17 protein-coding genes, 1 tRNA gene and 1 pseudogene are annotated in these 21,289 nt (G+C 72.7%); 7 read left to right on the forward strand and 12 right to left on the reverse strand.

Annotated elements, in window-relative coordinates:
• Positions 1-18: 18 nt before the first annotated feature.
• The 9 genes from rpmE to LZF96_RS17035 form a co-directional block, all read right to left on the reverse strand.
• Entirely contained in the window at positions 19-249 is a 231-nt protein-coding gene (gene rpmE, locus LZF96_RS16995; protein WP_233872801.1) for a 50S ribosomal protein L31, read from the reverse strand.
• A 167-nt stretch (positions 250-416) separates the two neighbouring features.
• Entirely contained in the window at positions 417-1,781 is a 1,365-nt protein-coding gene (locus tag LZF96_RS17000; protein ID WP_267941015.1) for an LCP family protein, read from the reverse strand.
• Positions 1,782-2,077: 296 nt separating this feature from the next.
• Positions 2,078-4,141, reverse strand: a complete 2,064-nt coding sequence (rho, locus tag LZF96_RS17005; RefSeq protein ID WP_233872805.1) for a transcription termination factor Rho — start codon at positions 4,139-4,141, stop codon at positions 2,078-2,080.
• Between the two features lie 611 nt (positions 4,142-4,752).
• Positions 4,753-5,679 carry a homoserine kinase gene (gene thrB, locus LZF96_RS17010; RefSeq protein ID WP_233872953.1) on the reverse strand — a complete coding sequence of 309 codons (927 nt, stop codon included), beginning with the start codon at positions 5,677-5,679 and terminating at the stop codon, positions 4,753-4,755.
• Positions 5,680-6,525: 846 nt separating this feature from the next.
• Positions 6,526-7,629, reverse strand: a complete 1,104-nt coding sequence (thrC, locus tag LZF96_RS17015) for a threonine synthase (protein WP_233872956.1) — start codon at positions 7,627-7,629, stop codon at positions 6,526-6,528.
• Positions 7,630-7,646: 17 nt separating this feature from the next.
• Positions 7,647-8,939, reverse strand: coding sequence for a homoserine dehydrogenase (locus tag LZF96_RS17020; protein ID WP_233872808.1), 1,293 nt, complete (start codon positions 8,937-8,939; stop codon positions 7,647-7,649).
• 576 nt (positions 8,940-9,515) lie between these two features.
• A complete protein-coding gene (gene lysA / locus LZF96_RS17025; protein WP_233872811.1) occupies positions 9,516-10,910 on the reverse strand; it encodes a diaminopimelate decarboxylase in 1,395 nt (464 codons plus the stop codon).
• 301 nt (positions 10,911-11,211) lie between these two features.
• Positions 11,212-12,069, reverse strand: a complete 858-nt coding sequence (locus LZF96_RS17030; protein WP_233872814.1) for an arginine--tRNA ligase — start codon at positions 12,067-12,069, stop codon at positions 11,212-11,214.
• 26 nt (positions 12,070-12,095) lie between these two features.
• Positions 12,096-12,500, reverse strand: a complete 405-nt coding sequence (locus tag LZF96_RS17035) for a PleD family two-component system response regulator (protein ID WP_233872817.1) — start codon at positions 12,498-12,500, stop codon at positions 12,096-12,098.
• A 236-nt stretch (positions 12,501-12,736) separates the two neighbouring features.
• Between LZF96_RS17035 and LZF96_RS17040 the strand changes: the two genes are divergently transcribed.
• The 6 genes and pseudogenes from LZF96_RS17040 (at position 12,737) to LZF96_RS27080 (ending at position 17,029) form a co-directional block, all read left to right on the forward strand.
• Positions 12,737-12,808 (forward strand) — tRNA-Arg (locus LZF96_RS17040).
• A 283-nt stretch (positions 12,809-13,091) separates the two neighbouring features.
• Positions 13,092-14,197, forward strand: a pseudogene (locus tag LZF96_RS17050) (IS3 family transposase); the annotation flags it as partial.
• Positions 14,198-14,330: 133 nt separating this feature from the next.
• Entirely contained in the window at positions 14,331-14,534 is a 204-nt protein-coding gene (locus tag LZF96_RS17055; RefSeq protein ID WP_233872820.1) for a hypothetical protein, read from the forward strand.
• A gap of 15 nt (positions 14,535-14,549) precedes the next feature.
• Positions 14,550-14,882, forward strand: a complete 333-nt coding sequence (locus tag LZF96_RS17060; RefSeq protein WP_308294224.1) for a transposase family protein — start codon at positions 14,550-14,552, stop codon at positions 14,880-14,882.
• 698 nt (positions 14,883-15,580) lie between these two features.
• Positions 15,581-16,360: a hypothetical protein gene (locus LZF96_RS17065; RefSeq protein ID WP_233872823.1), complete on the forward strand. Its 780-nt coding sequence runs from the start codon at positions 15,581-15,583 to the stop codon at positions 16,358-16,360.
• 63 nt (positions 16,361-16,423) lie between these two features.
• Positions 16,424-17,029 carry a class F sortase gene (locus tag LZF96_RS27080; protein WP_233872826.1) on the forward strand — a complete coding sequence of 202 codons (606 nt, stop codon included), beginning with the start codon at positions 16,424-16,426 and terminating at the stop codon, positions 17,027-17,029.
• A gap of 816 nt (positions 17,030-17,845) precedes the next feature.
• Here LZF96_RS27080 and LZF96_RS17075 read toward each other — a convergent pair.
• From LZF96_RS17075 to LZF96_RS17085, 3 genes are all read right to left on the reverse strand, one after another.
• On the reverse strand, positions 17,846-18,031 hold the full coding sequence (locus LZF96_RS17075; protein ID WP_233872828.1) for a DUF397 domain-containing protein: 186 nt from the start codon (positions 18,029-18,031) through the stop codon (positions 17,846-17,848).
• Complete coding sequence (locus tag LZF96_RS17080; RefSeq protein ID WP_233872831.1) at positions 18,028-18,891, reverse strand: helix-turn-helix transcriptional regulator; 864 nt, start codon at positions 18,889-18,891, stop codon at positions 18,028-18,030. The genes LZF96_RS17075 and LZF96_RS17080 overlap by 4 nt, the downstream gene beginning before the upstream one ends.
• Positions 18,892-19,179: 288 nt before the next feature.
• Entirely contained in the window at positions 19,180-20,379 is a 1,200-nt protein-coding gene (locus tag LZF96_RS17085; protein ID WP_233872834.1) for an MFS transporter, read from the reverse strand.
• A gap of 79 nt (positions 20,380-20,458) precedes the next feature.
• Here LZF96_RS17085 and LZF96_RS17090 point away from each other — a divergent pair, with 79 nt between their 5' ends.
• Complete coding sequence (locus LZF96_RS17090) at positions 20,459-21,088, forward strand: TetR/AcrR family transcriptional regulator (protein ID WP_233872837.1); 630 nt, start codon at positions 20,459-20,461, stop codon at positions 21,086-21,088.
• The last annotated feature ends 201 nt before the right edge of the window (positions 21,089-21,289 follow it).

Genomic DNA, 21,289 nt, shown 5'->3' on the forward strand with positions numbered 1-21,289 from the left:
GACCGGCGCCCCGGGGTGCTACTTCTTGGCGGCCTTGGCCGCGGCCTGCTTGCCGAAGCGGGCCTCGAAGCGGGCCACGCGACCACCGGTGTCGAGGATCTTCTGCTTGCCGGTGTAGAAGGGGTGGCAGGCGGAGCAGACATCGGCACGGATGCTGCCGCCGTCCACGGTGCTGCGGGTGGTGAAGGAGTTGCCGCAGGTGCAGCTGACCTGCGTCTCGACGTACTCCGGGTGGATGTCGCGCTTCATGGTGTCTCCTGTGGTCGGGAGGGTGCCGGGTCGCGTCGCCGTTTGCGCCGCGTGAACCGGGACCGACGCACCAGTGTGCCGGCACTGGTCGTGACAGCCAAAACGTGACGGGAGGGTCCGGTATTCCCTCTTCCGTCCGGGGCCGGGTGCGCGGGCGGGCGCGGGGGTCAGCCGGCGGGCGGCGCGGCGTTGTCGCTCCCGCCGTCGCCGTTCCCGTCACCCGTGTCGCCGGAGCCGCCGATGTCGCCGTTCCCGCCGGGATCCGGGGCATCGCCGCGCGGGCCCTCGGGGGCATCGGGGGCATCGGGGTCCTCGACGATCGCGGCGGCCTCCCGCTCGGCCGGGCTGCGCTCGATGATGTCCTCCGGGATCGGTCGATCCGCGCGCAGCGCCGCCCACAGTCGCTCCGCCTCCGGGTCCAGCGGCCGCACCCGGTTGGGGTCCTGCTCGTCGTAGTCCACCGGGAGGGTCACCATCTCCAGCCCTTCGGGACCGATGTCCTGAAGGGTGCGGCCCAGGGAGGCCAGTCGACCGACGGAGGACAGGCCGGTGTCGGTGGTGATCGCCGCGGTGGCGGTGTCGGCGAGCCGGTAGACCCGGCGCGGGCTGTCGAACAGGTCGAGTTCGGCGACGCGGACCATCAGGGCCCCCAGGAAGGCGTGCTGGAGCTGGATGCGGCCCAGGTCGCTGCCGTCACCGACGGTCTTGCGGGTGCGCACCAGCGCCAGCGCGTCGCCACCGTCCAGCAGGTGGGTGCCCTCGGCCAGGTCCAGGCCGCTGTGCCGGTCGCGGACGGCGCGGGTGACGGTGACCTCGACCCCGCCCAGTTCGTCGATGATCCGCTCGAAGCCCTCGAAGTCGACCTCGATGTAGTGGTCCATGCGGATGCCGGTCATCTCCTCGACGGTGCGCACCGCGCAGACCGGGCCGCCGACGGCGTGCGAGTCGTTGAACATCGCGCGTTCCTCGGCGGGGGCGGTGGAGCCGTCGGGGCGGACGCACTCGGGGCGGTCGACCAGGGTGTCGCGCGGTATCGAGACGACGGAGGCGGTGGTGCGGTCGGCGGAGATGTGGACGACCATCGCGGCGTCGGCGCGGGCGGCATCGCCCTCGTCGTCGGCCGCGGTGCCGGCGGTGCCGGCGGTGGTGGTGTCGGCGGTGTCATCGGTGGTGGTGTCGGCGGCGTTCACCGCACCGCGGTCGCCGTCCTGCTCACCGCCGCCCGCCGTGCCGTCGTCGTCCCCGTCGTCGGTGTCGGTGTCGGGGCGGGCGTCGGAGCCCAGGAGCAGGATGGTGAGGGAGCCGTTGGGCAGGTCGCGGGGGCGGTCGGCCTCGGGGGCGGACTCGATGTCCACCTCGCCGATGTTGCGGTCCAGCCGCATCCACAGGGTGCCCGCGGTGACGCCCGCGACCAGCAGTACCGCCAGCGGGACGGTCACCGCCAGGATCCACCGGCGGCGCGGGATCCGGAACCGTCGTGGGCGGTCGGACGGCCCCCGCTCGTCGGCCGTCTCCGCAGCACGCTCCGCCATCCTCGCCTCGGCTCTCCGCCGCGCCCCCGGCAACGCGGTCCCGTTCGGGGTCTCACCACATTCTCCGACGATCGGGCTGCCCCCGCCCATCGGCACGGCCGGCGACAACCACGTTTTCGCAGGTCGGAGCAGCGGGAAGCGAAACACGCCGTGCCGTCGGACGCTCCGCCCTCCCGCGTCCCGCCTACCCCGAACACCCCGGAAAACGCCCCGGCCGGCCCGCCCCGCGAGGGGACGGGCCGGCCGGGGTCGCGCGCCGGGGGTTCCGGCGGGGGGTTCCGCGGGCGGATCCGGGATCAGTCCCCGCCGTTGCCCGGCGACGGGGTCGTCTTCTGGATCTGCATGAGGAACTCGCCGTTGGACTTGGTCTGCTTCATCTTGTCCAGCAGCAGCTCGATCGCCTGCTGCTGGTCCAGGGCGTGCAGGACCCGGCGGAGCTTCCAGACGACGGCCAGCTCCTCGCTGCCCATCAGGATCTCCTCCTTCCGGGTGCCGGAGGCGTCCACGTCCACGGCCGGGAAGATCCGCTTGTCGGAGAGCTTCCGGTCGAGCTTGAGCTCCATGTTGCCGGTGCCCTTGAACTCCTCGAAGATCACCTCGTCGGCGCGGGAGCCGGTCTCCACCAGCGCGGTCGCGAGGATGGTCAGCGAACCGCCGTCCTCGATGTTGCGCGCCGCGCCGAAGAACCTCTTCGGCGGGTACAGGGCGGTGGAGTCCACACCACCGGACATGATCCGGCCCGAGGCCGGGGCCGCCAGGTTGTAGGCGCGGCCCAGCCGGGTGATGGAGTCCAGCAGCACGATCACGTCGTGGCCCAGCTCGACCAGACGCTTGGCCCGCTCGATCGCCAGCTCGGCGACGACCGTGTGGTCCTCGGCGGGACGGTCGAAGGTCGAGGAGATGACCTCGCCCTTCACCGACCGCTGCATGTCGGTGACCTCCTCCGGACGCTCGTCCACCAGCACCACCATCAGGTGGCACTCGGGGTTGTTCCGGGTGATGGAGTTCGCGATGGCCTGCATGATCATGGTCTTGCCGGTCTTCGGCGGGGCCACGATCAGACCGCGCTGGCCCTTGCCGATCGGCGAGACCATGTCGATGATCCGGGTGGTCAGCGCCGCCGGGTCGCTCTCCAGCCGCAGCCGCTCCTGCGGGTACAGCGGGGTGAGCTTGTTGAACTCCGGACGGCCCCGACCCGAGTCCGGCGCCATGCCGTTGGCCGAGTCCAGGCGCACCAGCGCGTTGAACTTCTCGCGACGCTCGCCCTCGCGGGGCTGGCGGACCGCGCCGGTGACGTGGTCGCCCTTGCGCAGGCCGTTCTTGCGGACCTGGGCGAGGGAGACGTACACGTCGTTGGGGCCCGGCAGGTAACCGGAGGTGCGCACGAAGGCGTAGTTGTCGAGGATGTCGAGGATGCCCGCGACCGGGATCAGGACGTCGTCGTCGGCGACCTGCGGCTCGTTGCCGACACCCTCGTCACGGCCGCGACGCCCGCGCCGGTCGCGGTAGCGCCCGCGCCGGCCGCGCCGGCCGCCGTCGAAGTCGTCGTCGTCCCGGTTGTCGGCACGGTTGTCGGCACGGTTGTCGCGGTTGCCCTGGCCGCCCCGGTTGTCCCGGTCGGCGCGGTTGCCCTTGTCCCGGTTGTCCCGGTTGTCGCCCTGGCCGCCCCGGTCGTCCCGGTTGCCCTTGCCCTGACCGTCACGGCCGGCACCCCGGTCGTCCCGGTTGTCGGCGCGGCTGTCGCGGTTGCCCTGGCGACCCGCGGCGTCCTGGCCGGCGTTCTTGCCACGGCGTTCGCGCTTGCCGCTCTGGCGGCCCTCCTGGCCGCCGCCCTGCTCCTCGGTCCGGGAGTCCCGGCGCCCCTCGGGGCGACCGCTCTCGGCGGCGGTGTCCTGCCCGCCCTCCCGGAAGGTGTCCCCGGAGGTGTCCCTCACGGGCTCCCGGGCGGGCGCGGCCTCGGCCGGTGCCTCGGGCTGGCCGGGGATGTCGATCTGCTGCTGGTCGGAGGTGTCCCCCGTGCGGGAACGCGAGGTGGCGCGGCGACGCGGCTTCTCGTCCTGCTCGGCCGGGGCCGCGGCGGGAGCCTGCTCGGCGGGTGCGGGCGAACCGGACTCGCCCTGCTTCTCCCTGATCACCTCGATCAGCTGGCTCTTGCGCATCCGGGCGGTGCCTCGGATGCCGAGCTTCGAGGCCAACTGCTGGAGTTCGGCCAACACCATGCCCTCGAGGCCGGTGCCGGAGCGTCGGCGCCGGGGCGCACGGGTGGCGGCGGAGGCTTCCGTCGCGGACGCGCCGGTGTCCCCGGCGGTCCTGTCGGCGCTGTCGGCACTCACGCCCATCAGATCGGTGGTGTCGCTCACGAAGGGTCCTTCCCTGGAGCGGACGTCGGCCTGTGTGGCTCGGCGACCGGTCGTGCTGTCCGGCGGCGGTCCCGTCGCGACGGGCCGTGCCGGGGCGGTGGTCCCGCCTCTTCTGTATGCGGCGGGAAGATCAGTGCGTGTCGGTGCGGCTGGATCGGCCGGGTGTGTCACCCGACGTATGGCGCACCGGTTTCCGGGGCGTACCCGTCGCCGCCCGGCGGGCTGCCGGTGCGGGCGGAGATTTCCGGAAGAAGGGCGGTACCTCGAAAGGGTCCGCCGGGACGTGCCGTCCTGGACGCCCGAGAGGAGCGGGCGGTTCCCGGTGTCGGTCTCGGGGCGACGTCGTCGGGGCCCCGGGAGGCTTCCGGGACGTCCCGCGGAGGCGATCCCCGGGCACACTCCGTGAGAACGGTACGTGCGGTCCTGAGATTAACACTACCGGATTCCGCCGGCATTCCCCCTCTCCCCCCAACGGAGCACCACGCCCGCAGCGGGACGACCGGGGGCCGTCCGCACCCCCGGGCCGGCTCCTCGCCGTCCGTCCCGCACCGGCCCCGCGACCGGGCGCGCGCACCGCGCCCCCGGGGACCGATCCACCCGCGGACCGCGGCTCATTCGCCGCTCCCGGTCAGCGGAAGCACTCTCGCCCCGGCGGTGTCCAGGGCCAGTCGGTTGGCGGTCCATCCCTCGCCCGCCGAGCGGGAGACCTTCTCGGCCTCGCCGTCGGCGGCCAGTGCCAGCACCGTCGGGCCGGCGCCGGAGATCACCGCCGGCACCCCGTCGGCCCGCAGGCGGGCCACCAGGTCGGCGCTGCCGGGCATGGCCGGCGCCCGGTACTCCTGGTGCAGACGGTCCTCCGTGGCGGGCAGCAGCAGTTCGGGGCGGCGGGTGATCGCCTCGACCAACAGCGCGGCCCGTCCGGCGTTGAGGGCCGCGTCGGCGTGCGGGACGGTGCGCGGCAGCAGGCCGCGGGCGGTCTCGGTGAGCAGCGGTTCGGCCGGGACGAACACCACCGGGACCAACGAGGGGTCCGGGTCCATCCGGATCGCCCGGGTCGCGCCGCCCTCGCCCCAGGCCAGCGTGAAGCCGCCCAGCAGGCAGGCGGCCACGTTGTCGGGGTGACCCTCGATCTCGGTGGCCAGCTCCAACAGGGCCGTGTCGTCCAGACGGGCCTCGCCGCCGGGGGTCACGGCGCGGGCGGCGATCAGACCGGCGCAGATCGCGGCGGAGGAGGAGCCCAGGCCCCGACCGTGCGGGATGCGGTTGGCGCAGACCACGTCCAGGCCGTGCGGTCGGCCGCCGAGCGCCTCGAAGGCGGTGTACATCGAGCGGACCAGCAGGTGCGTCCCGTCGCGGGGCAGGGTTTCGGCGCCCTCGCCGGCGATGTCGACGCGCAGCCCGGAGTCCGCGACACGGACCACGACGTCGTCGTACAGGCCCAGCGCCAGGCCGAGGGCGTCGAACCCCGGCCCCAGATTCGCGCTGGTCGCGGGTACCCGAACCCGCACGGGGGCGGCACGGAAGGCGGGGTGGGCCATCGGTCGATGACGCTCCTTGCTCAATGGGTTCGGCTTCAATCGCATGTGGTGATCGACATGTGCGGGGGTGCCCGGCCCTCCGGGAGGCGGGGGCGGGCGGCACCGGCGCGTACGGTCGGGGACCGCGAACGGCCCATCCGGCCGCCCTGCGGGGACGCCACCGGACCGGGCACGGCGGAGGGCCCCGCGCCGGAACGAATACCAGCCTATCGAAGGAAGGTTCAGGGGCGATACAGGGCGTACCCGTCGACCGCCGACGTGTCGCCGACATCGGGCGTACCCCGACCACCGGCCCCGGAGGGGACCGGTCTCCCCGAACCACCGCGAACGGCATCGGGCCGGCCCGCACCCTCCCCGGACCGACTCGCCCGGAGCTTCCCCCGGCGGGACCCGGAACAAACGTCCGGTTGACGCGCGTTGCCCGGCGCGCCTCCCTCCGGCGGGCGGGGCGGGTGCGGCGGGTGCGCTCGCGTGATCGCCGCACCCGGCGCGCCTTCGGGGCATCGACGCGCCGGGACCGCCCGACCCGCCGTCGGGGCGTGGCGCCCGGACACGAACCCGCCGCCGAGCGGGTCGGCCGAACGGGTGACATCGCGCCGACTTCGGTGCGTCCGGAGCCCGTCGGGACGGTTCCGGGCACGCCGAACGCGCACCCCCGGCGCGCCCGGTGACGACGAGCCGGGTCGGGCGTGTCGACCGGGTCGCGCCGCACGGCTACGGCTCACGGACCCGACGGTCCGCACGGCGCCGCATGGGGCGGTGCGCCCCTCACCCCCGCCGGACCCGGACCGGGACCGTCGACCGGCTCCGCCCCGGCCGGCGCGGGAGTCCCCGGCCGCTCCGCTCTCAGGCCAGCTCGAGCCGGTGCGCGGCGGCCTCGGCGTCCACCGGCACCCGCACCGGCTGCGGCGCGCCCGCCACCGCCCAGTCCGGGTCCTTCAGTCCGTTGCCGGTCACCGTGCAGACGATCCGCTGGCCCGGTTCCACCCGGCCCTCCTCGGCCGCCTTGAGCAGTCCCGCCACCGAGGCCGCCGACGCCGGCTCCACGAACACGCCCTCACGGGCCGCCAACAGCCGGTAGGACGCCAGGATCTGACGATCCGTCACAGCCTCGATCAGCCCACCCGACTCGTCACGGGCCCGCTCGGCCTGCGCCCAGGACGCCGGGTTGCCGATCCGGATGGCGGTGGCGATCGTCGAGGGCTCCTTCACCGGCTCGCCGCGCACGATCGGCGCCGCGCCGGCGGCCTGGAAGCCCCACATTCGCGGGGTGCGGGTCGCCGGCCCGTCGGCGGCGTACTCCCGGTAGCCCTTCCAGTAGGCGGTGATGTTGCCGGCGTTGCCGACCGGCAGCACGTGGATGTCGGGGGCGTCGCCGAGCATGTCCACGATCTCGAAGGCGGCGGTCTTCTGCCCCTCGATGCGCACCGGGTTCACCGAGTTGACCAGCGCCACCGGGTATCGATCGGACAGGTCGCGGGCCAGGGTGAGGCAGTCGTCGAAGTTGCCCTCGACCTCCAGGATGCGGGCGCCGTGCACCAGCGCCTGGCCCATCTTGCCCAGCGCGATCTTGCCGGTGGGCACCAGCACCGCGCACACCATGCCCGCGCGCACCGCGTAGGCGGCGGCCGAGGCGGAGGTGTTGCCGGTGGAGGCGCAGATCACCGCCTTGGCGCCGGCCTCCTTGGCCGCCGTGATCGCCATCGTCATACCCCGGTCCTTGAAGGACCCGGTGGGGTTGGCGCCCTCCACCTTGAGGTGGACCTCGCAGCCGGTGCGCTCGGAGAGCACCTGCGCGGGCACCAGCGGCGTGCCGCCCTCGCGCAGCGTCACCACGGGCGTGTCCGGGCCGACCGGCAGCCGGTCGCGGTACTCCTCGATCACACCGCGCCACTGCCGGCCGGTGGTGCGGGGGGCGGGGGCCGCCCCGGTCTCGCGCGTCACGTCCATGGTGTCCATTGCTTTCGTCATTCCCCTTCGACCCGCATGATGCTCGCCACCCCGCGCACGGTGTCCAGCCCGCGCAGGGTGTCGACGGTGGCGGACAGCGCCGCGTCCGGGGCGCGGTGGGTGACCACCACGAGGGACGCCTCGCCGTCCTTGCCCTGCTGGCGGACGGTGTCGATCGACACGTCGTGGTCCGCGAAGACCGCCGCCACCTGCGAGAGCACACCCGGCTTGTCCGCCACGTCCAGACTGATGTGGTAGCGGGTGACCACCTCGCCCATCGGGGCGACCGGGAGTTGGGTGTACGCCGATTCTCCCGGGCCGCGCGCGCCGGTGACCTTGTTGCGGCAGGCGGCGACCAGGTCGCCGAGCACCGCCGAGGCCGTGGGGGCGCCGCCGGCGCCGGGTCCGTAGAACATCAGTCGCCCGGCGGAATCGGCCTCCACGAAGACCGCGTTGTACGCCTCCCGGACGGAGGCCAGCGGGTGGGTCAGCGGGATCATCGCCGGATGCACGCGGGCGGTGACCGAGCGGCCGTCGGCGGCCCGCTCACAGATCGCCAGCAGCTTCACCGTGCAGCCCATGCGGCGGGCGGAGGCGATGTCGGCGGCGGTGACCTCGGTGATGCCCTCGCGGTGCACGTCGTCCAGCCGGACCCGGGTGTGGAAGGCGATGCCGGCGAGGATCGCGGCCTTGGCGGCGGCGTCGAAGCCCTCGACATCGGCGGTCGGGTCGGCCTCCGCGTACCCCAGGGCGGTCGCCTCGGCGAGCGCCTCGCCGTAGCCGGCGCCGGAGGTCTCCATCCGGTCGAGGATGAAGTTGGTGGTGCCGTTGACGATGCCCAGCACCCGGTTGACGGTGTCGCCGGCCAGCGACTCGCGCAGCGGGCGCAGCAGCGGGATGGCGCCGGCGACGGCGGCCTCGTAGTAGAGGTCCGCGCCGTGTTTCTCGGCCATCGCGTAGAGCGCCGGGCCGTCCTCGGCGAGCAGCGCCTTGTTGGCGGTCACCACGCTGGCGCCGGCCTCGAAGGCGGCGGCGATCAGCGAGCGGGCCGGCTCGACACCGCCGATGACCTCGACCACCACGTCGATGTCCTCGCGGGCGGCCAGCGCGGCGGCGTCGGTGGTGACCAGTTCCGGGCGCACGTCATCGCGCACCCGGTCGGGACGACGGACCGCCACGCCGGCCAGCTCCACGGGGGCGCCGATCCGGGCGGCGAGATCGTGCGCGTGCGTCGTCATCAGGCGGGCCACCTGCGAGCCGACGACTCCGCAGCCCAACAGCGCCACCTTCAGCGGACGCGCACTCACCATGTGATCTCGCCTTTCGCAGTGTCCCGGCCTCCGCCCCGGGGAGGGGCGTCGATCCGGGGTCTCCGTCGGATCTCCAGTCTCACGCACCGGGCGGGGTGTCCGGGGCGGGGTTCACCATGCGAGACCGAATGATTCGGTCCCCGGGCGGTGGATCGGGACTCCGGGGGCCGACCCGGGAGGGCGCGAACGGGGCTTCGGCCGGGCCGGACGGCGAAAGCGATCGGATTCCACCACGAGAGGGCGCAAAACCGACCACACCCCATCGGAAAACGAGTAGCCGACATCACCCCATCGGCTGCGGGCCCGGGGCCCGGGGACGGACCCGCTCCGGGATGCCGGCGCGCCCGTCCCCGTCGTCGGCACGTCGGGCGGGTCGGTTCCCCGGGGATCGGCCCGGCCTCCGGGGCACCGGACGGCGCCGGTCCCCCGCCCCCGGACGGCGCCGTCCGCGCCCGGCCTCACCCGGCGGAAACGGGGCCGTGCCGGCCCGCCCACTCCCCCGCGACGGCGGGGTCGGGGTGGACACGGGACCGCGCCCACCCCGGCCCCGCCGTCGTCGGTCGACACCGGTCCCCGTCAGCCGACGTCCAGCCGCAGCAGGTCCTCCTCCGTCTCCCGGCGCACGATGACCCGCGCCCCCGACTCGTCCACCGACACCACCGGCGGACGCGGCACGTGGTTGTAGTTGCTCGCCATCGACCGGCAGTACGCGCCGGTCGCCGGCACCGCCAGCAGGTCACCGGGGGCGGTGTCCGCCGGCAGCCAGGCGTCGCGCACCACGATGTCGCCGCTCTCGCAGTGCTTGCCCACCACCCGGCACAGCGTCGGCGGACCCTCGGGCGCGCGCGAGGCCACCGTCACCGAGTACTCCGCGTCGTACAGCGCGGTGCGGATGTTGTCCGACATGCCGCCGTCCACGCTCACGTACGTGCGCAGCCCCGGCAGCTCCTTGACCGTCCCCACCTCGTAGAGCGTGAACGTCGTCGGACCGGCGATCGCCCGCCCCGGCTCCACCGACAGGCGCGGCACCGCCAGCGAGGACGCCTCGCACTCCCGGGTCACGATCTCCGACAGGCCCTTGGCGATCTGGTGCGGCTCGCGTGGGTCGTCGGCGGAGGTGTAGGCGATGCCCAGGCCGCCGCCCAGGTCGATCTCCGGCAGTTCCAGGCCGTGCTCGTCGCGGATCGCCGCCATCAGGCCGACCACCCGGTGCGCGGCGACCTCGAACCCGGAGGTGTCGAAGATCTGCGAGCCGATGTGCGAGTGCAGGCCGATCAGCTCCAGCGAGTCCGGGTGCGCCAGGACCCGGCGCACCGCCTCCGCCGCCCGGCCGTCCGCCAGCGCCAGACCGAACTTCTGGTCCTCGTGCGCGGTGGCGATGAACTCGTGGGTGTGCGCCTCCACGCCCACCGTCACCCGGATCTGCACCCGCTGGCGCACCCCGTGCCGGCGGGCCGCCTCGGCGACCCGCTCGATCTCGGCCAGGGAGTCCAGCACGATCCGGCCCACGCCCACCGACACGGCGCGGTCGATCTCGGCGAGGGACTTGTTGTTGCCGTGCAGGGCGAGGCGCTCCGGCGGCATCCCCCCGGACAGCGCGGTGGCCAGCTCACCCCCGGTGCACACGTCGAGGTTCAGGCCCTCCTCGTGCAGACGGCGGACCACCGCCCGGCACAGGAACGCCTTGCCGGCGTAGAAGACGTCGGCGTCGTCGCCGAACGCCTCCCGCCAGGCGCGGCAACGCGCCCGGAAATCGGCGTCGTCCAGGATGTAGGCGGGGGTGCCGAACTCGCGGGCCAGGTCGCGGACGTCCACGCCCGCGACGGTCAGGGCGCCGTCGGCGCCACGGGCCACCGAACGGGCCCAGACGCGGGGGTCGAGGGCGGCCGGATCGGCCGGCGGGGCGAGACGGTGGGACTCGGTCAGCACATCGGCGTACCGGGGACCGGCCGGGTGGGCGGAACGACTCATGAGAGGTGACGACTCTTTCTTCTCGGGTTCTCTCCGGACTTCTCCGGCACGGGCGCGGGCGACGGGCACGGTGACGCCGGCGGAGCGTCCGGGGCCGCGGCGAACGACTCGCCGGCTTCGGACACCCCACCGCCACCACGATGCCCGACACCCGGGCCCCGGACGGAATCCGTGGGATCGGGAGTGACCGGCGCGACACATCGCCGGCCACCGCCGCCCCGGCTCCCGCCCCCCGAAGGGAAACGGGCGGCGGGGACGCGTCGGCGGGCCTGCGGTGGACTGTCGGTGGGCCGGCTGCGGACTACAGGTGATCGGGGGCGTTGACGCCCAGGCGGTGGAGGCCGTCGGCGAGCACCGTTCCGGTCGCCAGGGCGACGGCGAGCCGGACACGGTGGACGGCCCCGGGTTTCTCCTCCCCGACCGGGAGGGCGGGGGTGGTGGTCTCGGCGGCGAGGAAGGTGTCGGCGAGGGAGAACAGGAACCGCGCCACCGCCGCCCCGGCCTCCCCGGGCGTGCCCTCCCCATCGAGGGCGGCCGTCAGGGCGTCGCGCAGCCGGGGGTACTCCGCGATCAGCCGCACCACCTCCGACCTCCCGGCCTCCGCCGGCGTGGCCGTCTCCGGGGCGCCTGCCGCATCCGTCGCCCCGTCCCCGAGCGCGGGCGTCAGACCCATCGCCGCGCCGCCGCGCGACAGGGCGCGGCAGCGGGCGTGCGCCCAGCGCACCGTGAACAGGGGGTTCGGCTCGCGCTGCGTCAGCAGCTCCGCCGGGTCCCCGCCGGCGACCGCCGCCCACCGGGCGACGTCGCGCGCCGGGTCCTCCGGCCACGGGTCGATCGGCGGGGCGTCCAGCCAGGGGGCGAGCACGGCTACGTCGGCGGCGTCCGCCAGGTGGATGTCGAGGAAACCGGGGCCGGCGACCTCCACCCGGGCCACACCGGGTGTGGCCGACAGGTGGGCGCGCAGCGTCTCGGCGACCTCCCGGCCGGGACGCCCGGCGGGTCCCGCCAGGGCGAGCGCTATGCCGGTGGACCAGTCGGCGTCCCCGTGCGGGGGGCGGCGCACACCGGCGCGGCCGGGCACGGCCACGCACAGCTCACCGCTCCGCACGGCGTGCCGGACGGAGCGCAGCACGGCGTCGGAGAGCTGGGCCGGGGTCACGGGCACAGGGTACGAGAGGGAGGGGACTACCCCGCCAACGAGTTCGCCGATCGGACCCCGTCCGGACGACCGGTGCGGGCCAGACGGCGGACGTGACCCGCCAGCTCGGCCGGTTCGAAGGGCTTGGCCACCACGGCGTCCACGTCCACCGGTATGTGCGTCTCCACGGCCGCGCTGACCTGGATCAGCGGAAGGTGGACGGTGCTCGGGTTCTCCCGCAGCGCCCGCACCGTGCGGGGGCCGTTCATCCCGGGCATGGCCATGTCCAGGGTGATCACATCGGGGCGGAACCACGGAACCGTGTCGATGCACTCGGCACCGTCGGCCACCGTCACGACCTCGAACCCGTCCAGTTCGAGGATGACTCTGATCAGCTGCCGGATCACCGGATAGTCGTCGACCACCAGGACCCGGCCCAACGTGGTTGGCACTCCCCCACAGTAGGACGACCGAGCATCCTGTGTACGCGCTTTCCCGGAACTTGCTACCGACGCGTAGCCCCACCTGCGGCGCCGCCCCGACACGCCGGTAACCGGGCGCACTCCGGGGCGACTCCGGGGCCGTCGCCCGGTCGCCCCGGGGGCACGCCGCACCCGCGCACAACCCGGTACGGGACACCCCGTCGAAGCTGGTAGTGTTCTTCCCGTCGCCGCGAGACGGCGACAGCGCCCCCGTAGCTCAGGGGATAGAGCAACGGCCTCCGGAGCCGTGTGCGCAGGTTCGAATCCTGCCGGGGGCACTCCAGCTCGGACAGTGCGATCAAGGCGCTGACCAGCAAGAGTGCCAAGTATGCAGACCCGGACTCAGTCCCACTGAGTCCGGGTCTTTGTCGTTGTGTGTCACTGATCGCGAGTGAGTGGCGAGTGACTTTACCTGGCACTCGCCCTCGGCAAGCCGTCGGCAAGCCGTCGGCACCCCACCCAAAAATTCGCATCCTGGGCAGCAGCAAGGCCCCCTCCACGTCGCATGTGGAGGGGGCCTTGCTGCCCAATGGATCAGATGGCGGCAGGTGAACCGTTCCGGGGATCGACCCCGAGACGCTGCGGAACTGGGTGCGGGCAGCCGGCGTGAGTCGGCCCCGGGGACGCCGGACGCAGGAACCGGCCCAGCCGCCGGCCCCGCTGGAGGCGGAGAACGCGGCCCTGCGGAAGAAGGTCCGCGAGCTGGAGGAGGAGCGCGAGATCCTGCGGAAAGCGGCGAAGTATTTCGCCGGGGAGACACGCTGGTGAACCGCTTCCAGTGTGTCGCCGACCTCCAGCGCCGTTACGGCGTGAAGCGGCTGTGCAGCATCCTCGGCGTGGCCCGCTCGAGCTTCTACTACTGGCGCCGGACAGCTGTGAACCGGGCCGTCCGGCAGGCGGCCGACGCGAGGCCGGCCGCCCGGATACGGGCGGTGCACCAGGATTCGGACGGCACCTACGGAGCCCCGAGGATCACCGCCGAGCTCCGCGAGACCAGCGGAGAGGCGGTCAACCACAAGCGGGTCGCCAGGATCATGCGGACGTTCGGGATCGAAGGGGTCCGGTTGCGCCGCCGGCACCGCACCACCGTCCCCGACCCGGACGCGGCCAAGGCGCCGGACCCGATCGGCCGCGACTTCACCGCGGGCGAGCCGAACACCAAGTACGTCGGCGACATCACCCACCTGCCCATCGACGGCGGAAGGTTCTGCTACTCGGCGACCGTCATCGACCTCGCCTCGCGACGTCCGGCCGGATGGGCGATCGCCGACCACATCCGCGCGGACCTCGTGACCGACGCCCCGGCCGCGGCGATCCGCACTCGCGGCAGCCTCGCCGGATCGATCATGCACACCGACCACGGAGCCCGGTACACGAGCCGGGCCTTCGCCCAAGCCTGCCGGTCAGCAGGGGTCCAACAGAGCATGAGCGCGGTCGGATCCAGCGCGGACAACGCACTCGCCGAGTCCTTCGACGCGACCTTCGAACGCGAGACCCTGCAAGGACGAAAGAGCCGGCCAGGCGAGCGTGAGGCCCGACTCGACGCCTTCCGATGGCTCCACCGCTACAACACCCGACGCCGACACTCCCGTCTCGGACAACGATCACCGATCGCTTTCGAGAACGCCCTCCAACACACACCAACTACGCTGGCACCAGCCGCATAACCCGTGTTCAGGATTCGGGGTCAAGGCCCCACCGGCCACCCACAACCGCCGTCTGCGGCCGGTACCACCACACAAAGCACGTGTCCCGCAGGTGCAGCCGTCGGCCCTGACAGCCGAAGAGCGTGCGGCGGTAATGGAGTTGATGAACAGCGAGGAGTACGCCGAGCCGGCTCCCGCGCGGATCCGGGCCCGTGAGCCGGATGTCGGGCGCTATCACTGCTCTGTCTCGACGATGTACCGGATCCTGCGCGAGCAGAGGCAGTCCGGCGAGCGGCGACGGCAGGCCACCCACCCGGCGAAGACAGTGCCCGAGTTGGTCGCCACCGCGCCGTCGTAGACGTTCACCCGGGACATCACCAAGGCGGCCGGACCGGTCAAGGGCGTCTGGTATCACGCCTACCCGATCATCGACATCTTCAGCCGGTACATCGTCGGCCATACCGTCGAGCGGGCCGAATCGGCGTTGCGTGCCGAGGAGTTGATCCGCGAGACCATCACCCGCAACGGCATCGTGCCCGAGACCGTGCACGCGGACCACGGCATCTCGATGAGGAGCAAGAAGGTCTTCCGGCTGCTGATCGACCCTGGTGTGACGCGATCGCACTCGAGGCCGAAGACCTCCAAGGACAACCCTTACGGCGAGGCCCGGTTCAAGACCACGAAGTACCTGTCGGACCATCCCTAACGATTCGGCTCGCCGGCCCACGCCCGCGAGTGGTTCGACGTGTTCATCGCGTACTACAACCATGAGCACCGGCACTCGGGGATCGGCCGGCGCACACCTGCCTCCGTCCACTTCGGGACCGCCGAGGAGGTCCGCGATCAGCGCGCGGTCACCCTCGCCGAGGCATCCGCCCGCCACCCCGAACGCTTCGACCGCCGCACCCCCGACCACCCGGGATACCCAAGACTTCCTGGATCAAGGACCCGACCAAGCGCAGGCGACCCGCACCATAGATCTCATAGCGTCACCCCCCGTCTCACCGGACTTGGAATCTTCCGGGCGACCACCCGGCCCGGGGTGGGAGCAACCGGCAACGCCGACACCTGTCTTCACGCTGCCGACAGACCCGACCGGGCCGCACCCGCTGTGGCTGCTCGCCGACGGACTCGCCGGCGGACTCGCCGGCGGAGGGGCGGCGGTCTCGGAGCCCACCGCCGCGTTCCCCCGATGGAAGGACATCACCGGACCCGTCCGTCGTTCTGCCGCGACCCCGACGGGCACCCCGGGCAGCACGGCCCGCGGAGAACAGCCTGTGGCGGGCCGCGCCGTCGCGCCGGTCACCTGAACGCGTCACTCAACGCGCACGGTCGCCGGGTGGTGCGCACGATCGTCACAAGGCCCGCAGCGAGCGGCGCCCTGAGTCCAATGTGGAGCGTGACATGAATGTACTCGGCAGGAATCTGACGACTGCTCTGGCTGCGCTGATCGCCACCGCACCCGTCATTGTCCTCGCACCCTCCGCCAGCGCCGCGGACGCCAAGAAGGAAAAGACCGAGGAATTCAGCCTTCGGGCCGTACTCGACCCCGTCCCGACCAACCGCGTCACCGGTTCCGGTACGGCTCACGTGAAGCTCAACGGCAGGTACGCGGAGGTGACCATCAAGGCCCGCGGGCTGGTCGATGCCCCGCACGCCATGCACTTCCACATCGCGGCCAAGGGTCTGTGCCCACCGAAGTCCGCCGCCAAGGAGCGGAACGGCAACGTCTTCATGAACGTCATGGACGGGGCACCGTTCTACGGGGGCATCGGCACCTCCCTTACCACCAGCGGTGACACGAGCCCCGACTCCGGGCTGGCCATCGACCGGTTCCCCTCGGGCTCGAAGATCAACTACCACCGGACCATCGAGCTCAGCGAGGAAGCCGAGAAGAGTCTGCGCGCCGGTACCGGTGTCGTCGTGGTCCACGGCATCGACTACAACGGCAACGGCGAGTACGACGACGTGCTGGGAGCGAGCGAGCTCGACGCCTCCCTCCCCGCGGAAGCGACCAACCCTGCCCTGTGCGGCTCGCTCAAGGCGGCTCCGCGGGGCTCGGTGGCCGGTGGCCTCGGCGGCACGCAGACCGATGGTGTGGCGGCGGCCGGTATCGGCACCGGCCTGCTCGCCACACTGGCCGGTGCCTTCTACTTGCGCCGGCGCAGCAGCGTCCAGCGGTGACAGGCTGAGGTTCTCGTGCCGTTCAACCGGCCCGGTGGCCACCGCGGAGGGTTCCGTGCCGCGGTGGCCACCGCATGTCTGTTCGCCGGGGGCGCGGTTCTCGCGTCCGGCCTCGTCACGGCGGATGCTCCACGCGTACTGCCGCCACCGGTACGACACACGACCGCGACGACCGCACCGCCATTCGTCCCCGGAACGCCGCGGCTGCCCGCCGCACCACCCGACCGCCTCATCATCGGGGCTATCGGGCTGGACACCCGGATCGAGGCCGTCGGTCTCGCCCCGAACGGGTCGGTCGCGATGCCCGGGGACGCCGACCGGGCCGCGTGGTACGCCGATTCCCCCACACCCGGGGCCAACGGGAACGCCATTCTGGCCGGACATGTGGATTCCGCTGTCGGTCCGGCCGCCTTTTACAACCTTCACACGCTCGAGCCCGGCGACCTCATCGAGATCACCCGGCGTGACGGCAGATCCGTCCACTTCACGGTGCGCACGATGCGGGTGTGGCCGGCCGAGAGCTTTCCCTCCGAGGAGGTATACGCGCTCACGACATATCCGCGACTGACCATCCTGACTTGTGCGGAATGGGATAAATCCACCCGCTCCTACCGGTCCAATCTGGTGATCACCGCCTCCCCGCACACGGACCGACAGACATCCCATTGAGCTTCCCCGGTGTGCGGGAGACGCGTTTCAGCCGGCTGAAGTGGGTTCGGGAATGGTTGATTTCAGTTGTTCGGTGGCTGCCCGGCTGAAGTGGTACGCCTTCTCGTATTCGACGGGGCCGAGCCGGTCGAGCCGCTTTGGGATGCGTGTGGGGTTGTGGAAGCCGTCGGTGCGCTCGAAAGGGACGGTGGTGGCCCCGGCCCCGGGTGGCGAAGGTACGGCGGCGAGCGCGTTCGGTCTTCGGGTTACCGTGGAAGGTCTCGGTCAACGCGTTGACGCAGGAGTCACCGACGCCGCCCTGCCCATGGACGGGGTGATGCCAGCCTTCAGCATACGAGTGGTGAGCTTGATCGAACCGCTCCGGCATCGGTGGAGGCTCCAGCCGCCGGGTGGGGTCGGCGCTGAACGCAGTGGTTGGTCTCGCACCGCTCGCGGACCCGCTCGGCCAGGCGGCCGGACCATCGCGGTTCACCCGGGGAACGTGACCGCAGGGCTGTGATCCGCTCGGCCGCGACCGGGCGGACCCCGAGCGCGTGCGCCGGGCGGGCACCGGCTCGACCGCCAGTCACTCAGGCACTGATTGCAGTCCGCTTCACCGGTGCGCGGATCCGTACGATCGCCAAGTCGTCCTCGGATACGACGCCTTCGACCCGAAGGAACCACGGGTTCGGGAGGGGTACATCACCCATGACCGTTCATGATCGCGGTTGTGGTGCCCCTCCGTGGTCCTGGCACGAAAAGTGATCCGGAACCCGGATTCAAAAACCGCCGACACGCCCCTGAGCGCGGGGCGGGGTGGGCCCGGGCGGGGAGGGTTCAGGCTTCGGTGGCGAAGGTCAGGAAGTGGGTCCACTGAGCGGGGGTGACGGCGAAGTGGGGGCGGGTGGTGTCCTTGGAGTCGCGAACGCACACGGCGCGTCCGGCCCGGGCGACCTCCACGCAGTCGTCGCCGGAGCTACCGCTGTAGCTGGACTTGAACCAGGCCAGTTCCGTCGTGTTCACAGCTCTCCTCGCAGTCGCTCCAGCAGCGTCCTGGACTCCTTGGGAGTCAGGGCTTGCGACCGCAGTGTGTCATAGCGTTGCTGAAGGAGACTCACCTCTTTCGCGTCGGAGATGAGACGCCCGTTCTCCTGGCCCTCGGAGTAGGCGACGCGCCGCCGCTCCGGTGTCTCCAGCAAGCGGAGGGGGCCGTCGGTGCAGGAGTGGAGGCCGACGTTGAGCGGCACGATCTGGAGCGTCACGTTGCGCCGGGCGGTGTGGCCGAGGATGCAGTCGAGCAGGCCCCGCGTCATCTCCGGGTCGTCGAGCGTCCGCCGGAAGACGTACTCCTCCACGATGAAGCCGAACGGCACGTCGGGGCGGTCCCGGAGCATCTTCTGTCGCTCCAACCGAGCCGTGATCTGCGCTTCGATCTGCTCGTCGGTGAGCAGCGGCAGGCGGTTCTCGAAGAGCGCCCGGGCATAACCCTCGGATTGAAGAAGGCCGGGGACGAGCCTGCACTCGTAGGTGGAGAGGCTGACCGCGACGCGTTCCAGGCGGGCCCAGCGGCGGAACCAGACGGCGAGGCCCGCCTCGCCCCGGCTGAGGAAAGCCGCCGCGCGGCGCAGGGCGCCGGTGTTGCCCAGTGCCTCGTCCGCGCGTTCGACGAAGGAGATGTCGGGCATCCGGCGTCCCAGCTCCACGGAGGCGACGGTGTGTTTGGAGAAGCGGACCATCTCGCCGAACTCGGCGCGGCTGAAACCGGCGTGTTCGCGCAGCGCCTGGACCATGGCGCCGAAGGTGCGCAGGCTGTCCGAGGGGGTGGGTTCGCGTTCCGTGCCCTCCTCGGCAGGGGGTGGGGCGGTGTCGGTGCTGTCCGTCATGCGGGGCGCCTCCGGGTGGTTTTGTTCCGTCGTACGCGCCGCGTCCCCTCCCCCCGCGGCCCTCCCCCAAGCCTGGCAGCCGATCACCCACACCGTCTACGGAATGTCCTCGTACGCACACGCTGCGTACGAGAGGTGGGGGCGTCCGCCGACGCGCGGGAGGCCCGGATCGGCGGTGGGCGGCCGGCGGCGGGCGGCCCCGATCCCGTCCGGCCGGGCCAGGCCGGCCGGGTCGCCGAGACGCGGCGGGGAGGTGTCCACCCGTGCCCCGTCCGGTGTCGGACTCCCTCAGGCCGCCAACACCCGGTGCACGCGCCAGGCGCCGACCATCGAGACGAGGAAGGCCAGGGCCGTCAGCGTCCAGGCCGCCGGGTAGCCGGCCGGGGAGTCGGCCAGGAGTCCGAAGCCGAGCGGCCCGACGACGAAGCCGCCGAAGAAGCCCGCCGATACCAGCGCGGAGGCGTGGCCGGTGGGGCCGAAGGTCGGGTCGCGGACGACGGCGACCATGGAGACGGCGTTGGCCGCGACGGCGGAGCCGCCCAGGCCGAGGGCCGCGACCCAGATCAGCGGGGGCAGGTGGTCGGCGGCGGGGATCAGCGGCACGAAACACAGGGCCAGGGCGGCGAGGACGAGCAGGGGCACGGAGATGTCCGACATCCGGCCGCTCAGCCGGGTCCACACCACCCGGGCGACGATCCCGGCGCCGCCGAGCGCGGCGACGAGGGCTCCGGAGGCACGCGTCCCCATGCCGAGTTCCTCGTGCGCGTACAGCGGCAGGTGGGTGGTGATCGCGGCCAGGGCGGTGCCGATGCCCAGGGAGTGGAGGATCAGCCACCGGGCGGGCCGGTTGGGGGGCGCGGGCGGTGTCGGGCGTGGTGTTCCGGCGGCCCGTGGCCCGTCGCGCGGCAGCAGGAGGGCTGCGGTCGCCGCCGCGAGTGCCACCGGGACGACCAGTGCGAGGGTGACGCGCCAGGAGGTCGCGGCGGCCAGGGCGGGCACCGCCAGGCCGGCGGTGAAGGCGCCGAGCTGCACGCCGGACTGTTTCACGCCCACCGCGCCGGCCCGTCGGTCGGCCGGGAGCCGGCGGGCGATGAGGTGGTTGGTGGCGGGGTTGGCCAGGGCCTGGGCGCCTCCGGCCAGGACGAGTGCCACGAGCAGCAGGGCGTGGCCGTGGGCGGCGGGCAAGAGGGCGAAGACCACCGCCACGGTGAGGAGCAGGGCCACCAGGGCGCGTCGGCCGCCGATCACGTCGGTGAGGTGTCCGGCGACGAGGGAGAGCGCCGAGGCCGTGCCGAACGCCACGGCGGTCAGGGAGCCCCATTGCGCGCGGGTCAGGTCGAGGTCGGTCAGGAGCATGGGTCCGAGGGCACCCAACGCGAAGAGCACGAACATCGACAGCGCCATGGTCAGGGTGAGCAGGGGGAGCAGGCCGCGGGGCGTGTACCGCTCGCTTTCTCTCCGGGTGTCGTCTCGTTTCGGGGTTTCCACGGGTGCCTCCATCGCCGGGGAGCGATGACTATAGTCTCACTCTAGATACTCACTCCAGTGATTGATCGGGGATCGGAACATGACGGGAAAACCGGACGCGCGACGGCGACGCTCCCGGGAGACGAGGGTCCGGCTGCTGGAGGCGGCGCTGGGGCTCTTCGTGGAGCACGGCTACGACGGCACGACGATCGAGGCGATCGCCCGGGAGGGCGAGGTCGCGGTGCAGACCGTGTACTTCAAGTTCGGCACCAAGGTCGCCATCCTCAAGGAGGTGCTGGATGTCCGGGTCGCGGGGGACGACCGGCCGGTGCCGACCGTGGAGCGGGAGTGGTTCCGCGCCGCGATCGCGGCGCGTGACCCCCGCGAGCAGCTCCGCCACCAGGTGGCCGGGGCGCGGGAGATCCATGAACGGCTCGGCGGAGTGCTGGAGGTCCTGCGCAACGCGGCCGCGTCCAACGAGGAGGTCGCCCCGCTGTGGGAGCGGAACAAGGAGCAGCGCCTGGAGGTGCAGACCCTCCTGATGGGGGCACTGGCGGACAAGCACCCGCTCCCGACCGGCCTGGGCGTCGAGCGCGCCGCGGACATCGGCTACACGCTGCTCGGCCCCGAGGTGCACCACCTGTTGGTCACCGAACGGGGGTGGTCCGCCGGGGAGTGGGCCGACTGGGTGTACGCGGACCTCTGCCGGCACCTGCTCGGGGAGTCCTGATGGGCGTCACCCCGGATTCCGGCGGCACGGCGTGGACGGGGGCGTCGGAGGGCGTCCCGGTCGTCCCCCGACCGAACCGCCGGTTCCGCCGTGGCGTCCCGCCTCCCACCGTCCCGCGTCGCACCGCCCCGGGCCACGCCGTCCCGGGTCGTGCCGCGCTCCCCGGGGGCGTCCGGTGAACCCCCGTTTGAAGGAGCCCGG

Source organism: Streptomyces sp. ST2-7A (genome assembly GCF_021390475.1).
In the GTDB taxonomy this organism is placed as follows: Bacteria; Actinomycetota; Actinomycetes; order Streptomycetales; family Streptomycetaceae; genus Streptomyces.

Excerpts from the sequence above, each read along its gene's own strand:
- lysA (WP_233872811.1), bottom strand. The coding sequence starts at position 10,910 with ATGAGTCGTTCCGCCCACCCGGCCGGTCCCCGGTACGCCGATGTGCTG.
- LZF96_RS17065 (WP_233872823.1), top strand. The coding sequence starts at position 15,581 with ATGAATGTACTCGGCAGGAATCTGACGACTGCTCTGGCTGCGCTGATC.
- LZF96_RS17055 (WP_233872820.1), top strand. The coding sequence starts at position 14,331 with ATGGAGTTGATGAACAGCGAGGAGTACGCCGAGCCGGCTCCCGCGCGG.
- thrB (WP_233872953.1), bottom strand. The coding sequence starts at position 5,679 with ATGGCCCACCCCGCCTTCCGTGCCGCCCCCGTGCGGGTTCGGGTACCC.
- rpmE (WP_233872801.1), bottom strand. The coding sequence starts at position 249 with ATGAAGCGCGACATCCACCCGGAGTACGTCGAGACGCAGGTCAGCTGC.
- LZF96_RS17080 (WP_233872831.1), bottom strand. The coding sequence starts at position 18,891 with ATGACGGACAGCACCGACACCGCCCCACCCCCTGCCGAGGAGGGCACG.
- thrC (WP_233872956.1), bottom strand. The coding sequence starts at position 7,629 with ATGGACGTGACGCGCGAGACCGGGGCGGCCCCCGCCCCCCGCACCACC.
- LZF96_RS17020 (WP_233872808.1), bottom strand. The coding sequence starts at position 8,939 with ATGGTGAGTGCGCGTCCGCTGAAGGTGGCGCTGTTGGGCTGCGGAGTC.
- LZF96_RS17090 (WP_233872837.1), top strand. The coding sequence starts at position 20,459 with ATGACGGGAAAACCGGACGCGCGACGGCGACGCTCCCGGGAGACGAGG.
- LZF96_RS17000 (WP_267941015.1), bottom strand. The coding sequence starts at position 1,781 with ATGGCGGAGCGTGCTGCGGAGACGGCCGACGAGCGGGGGCCGTCCGAC.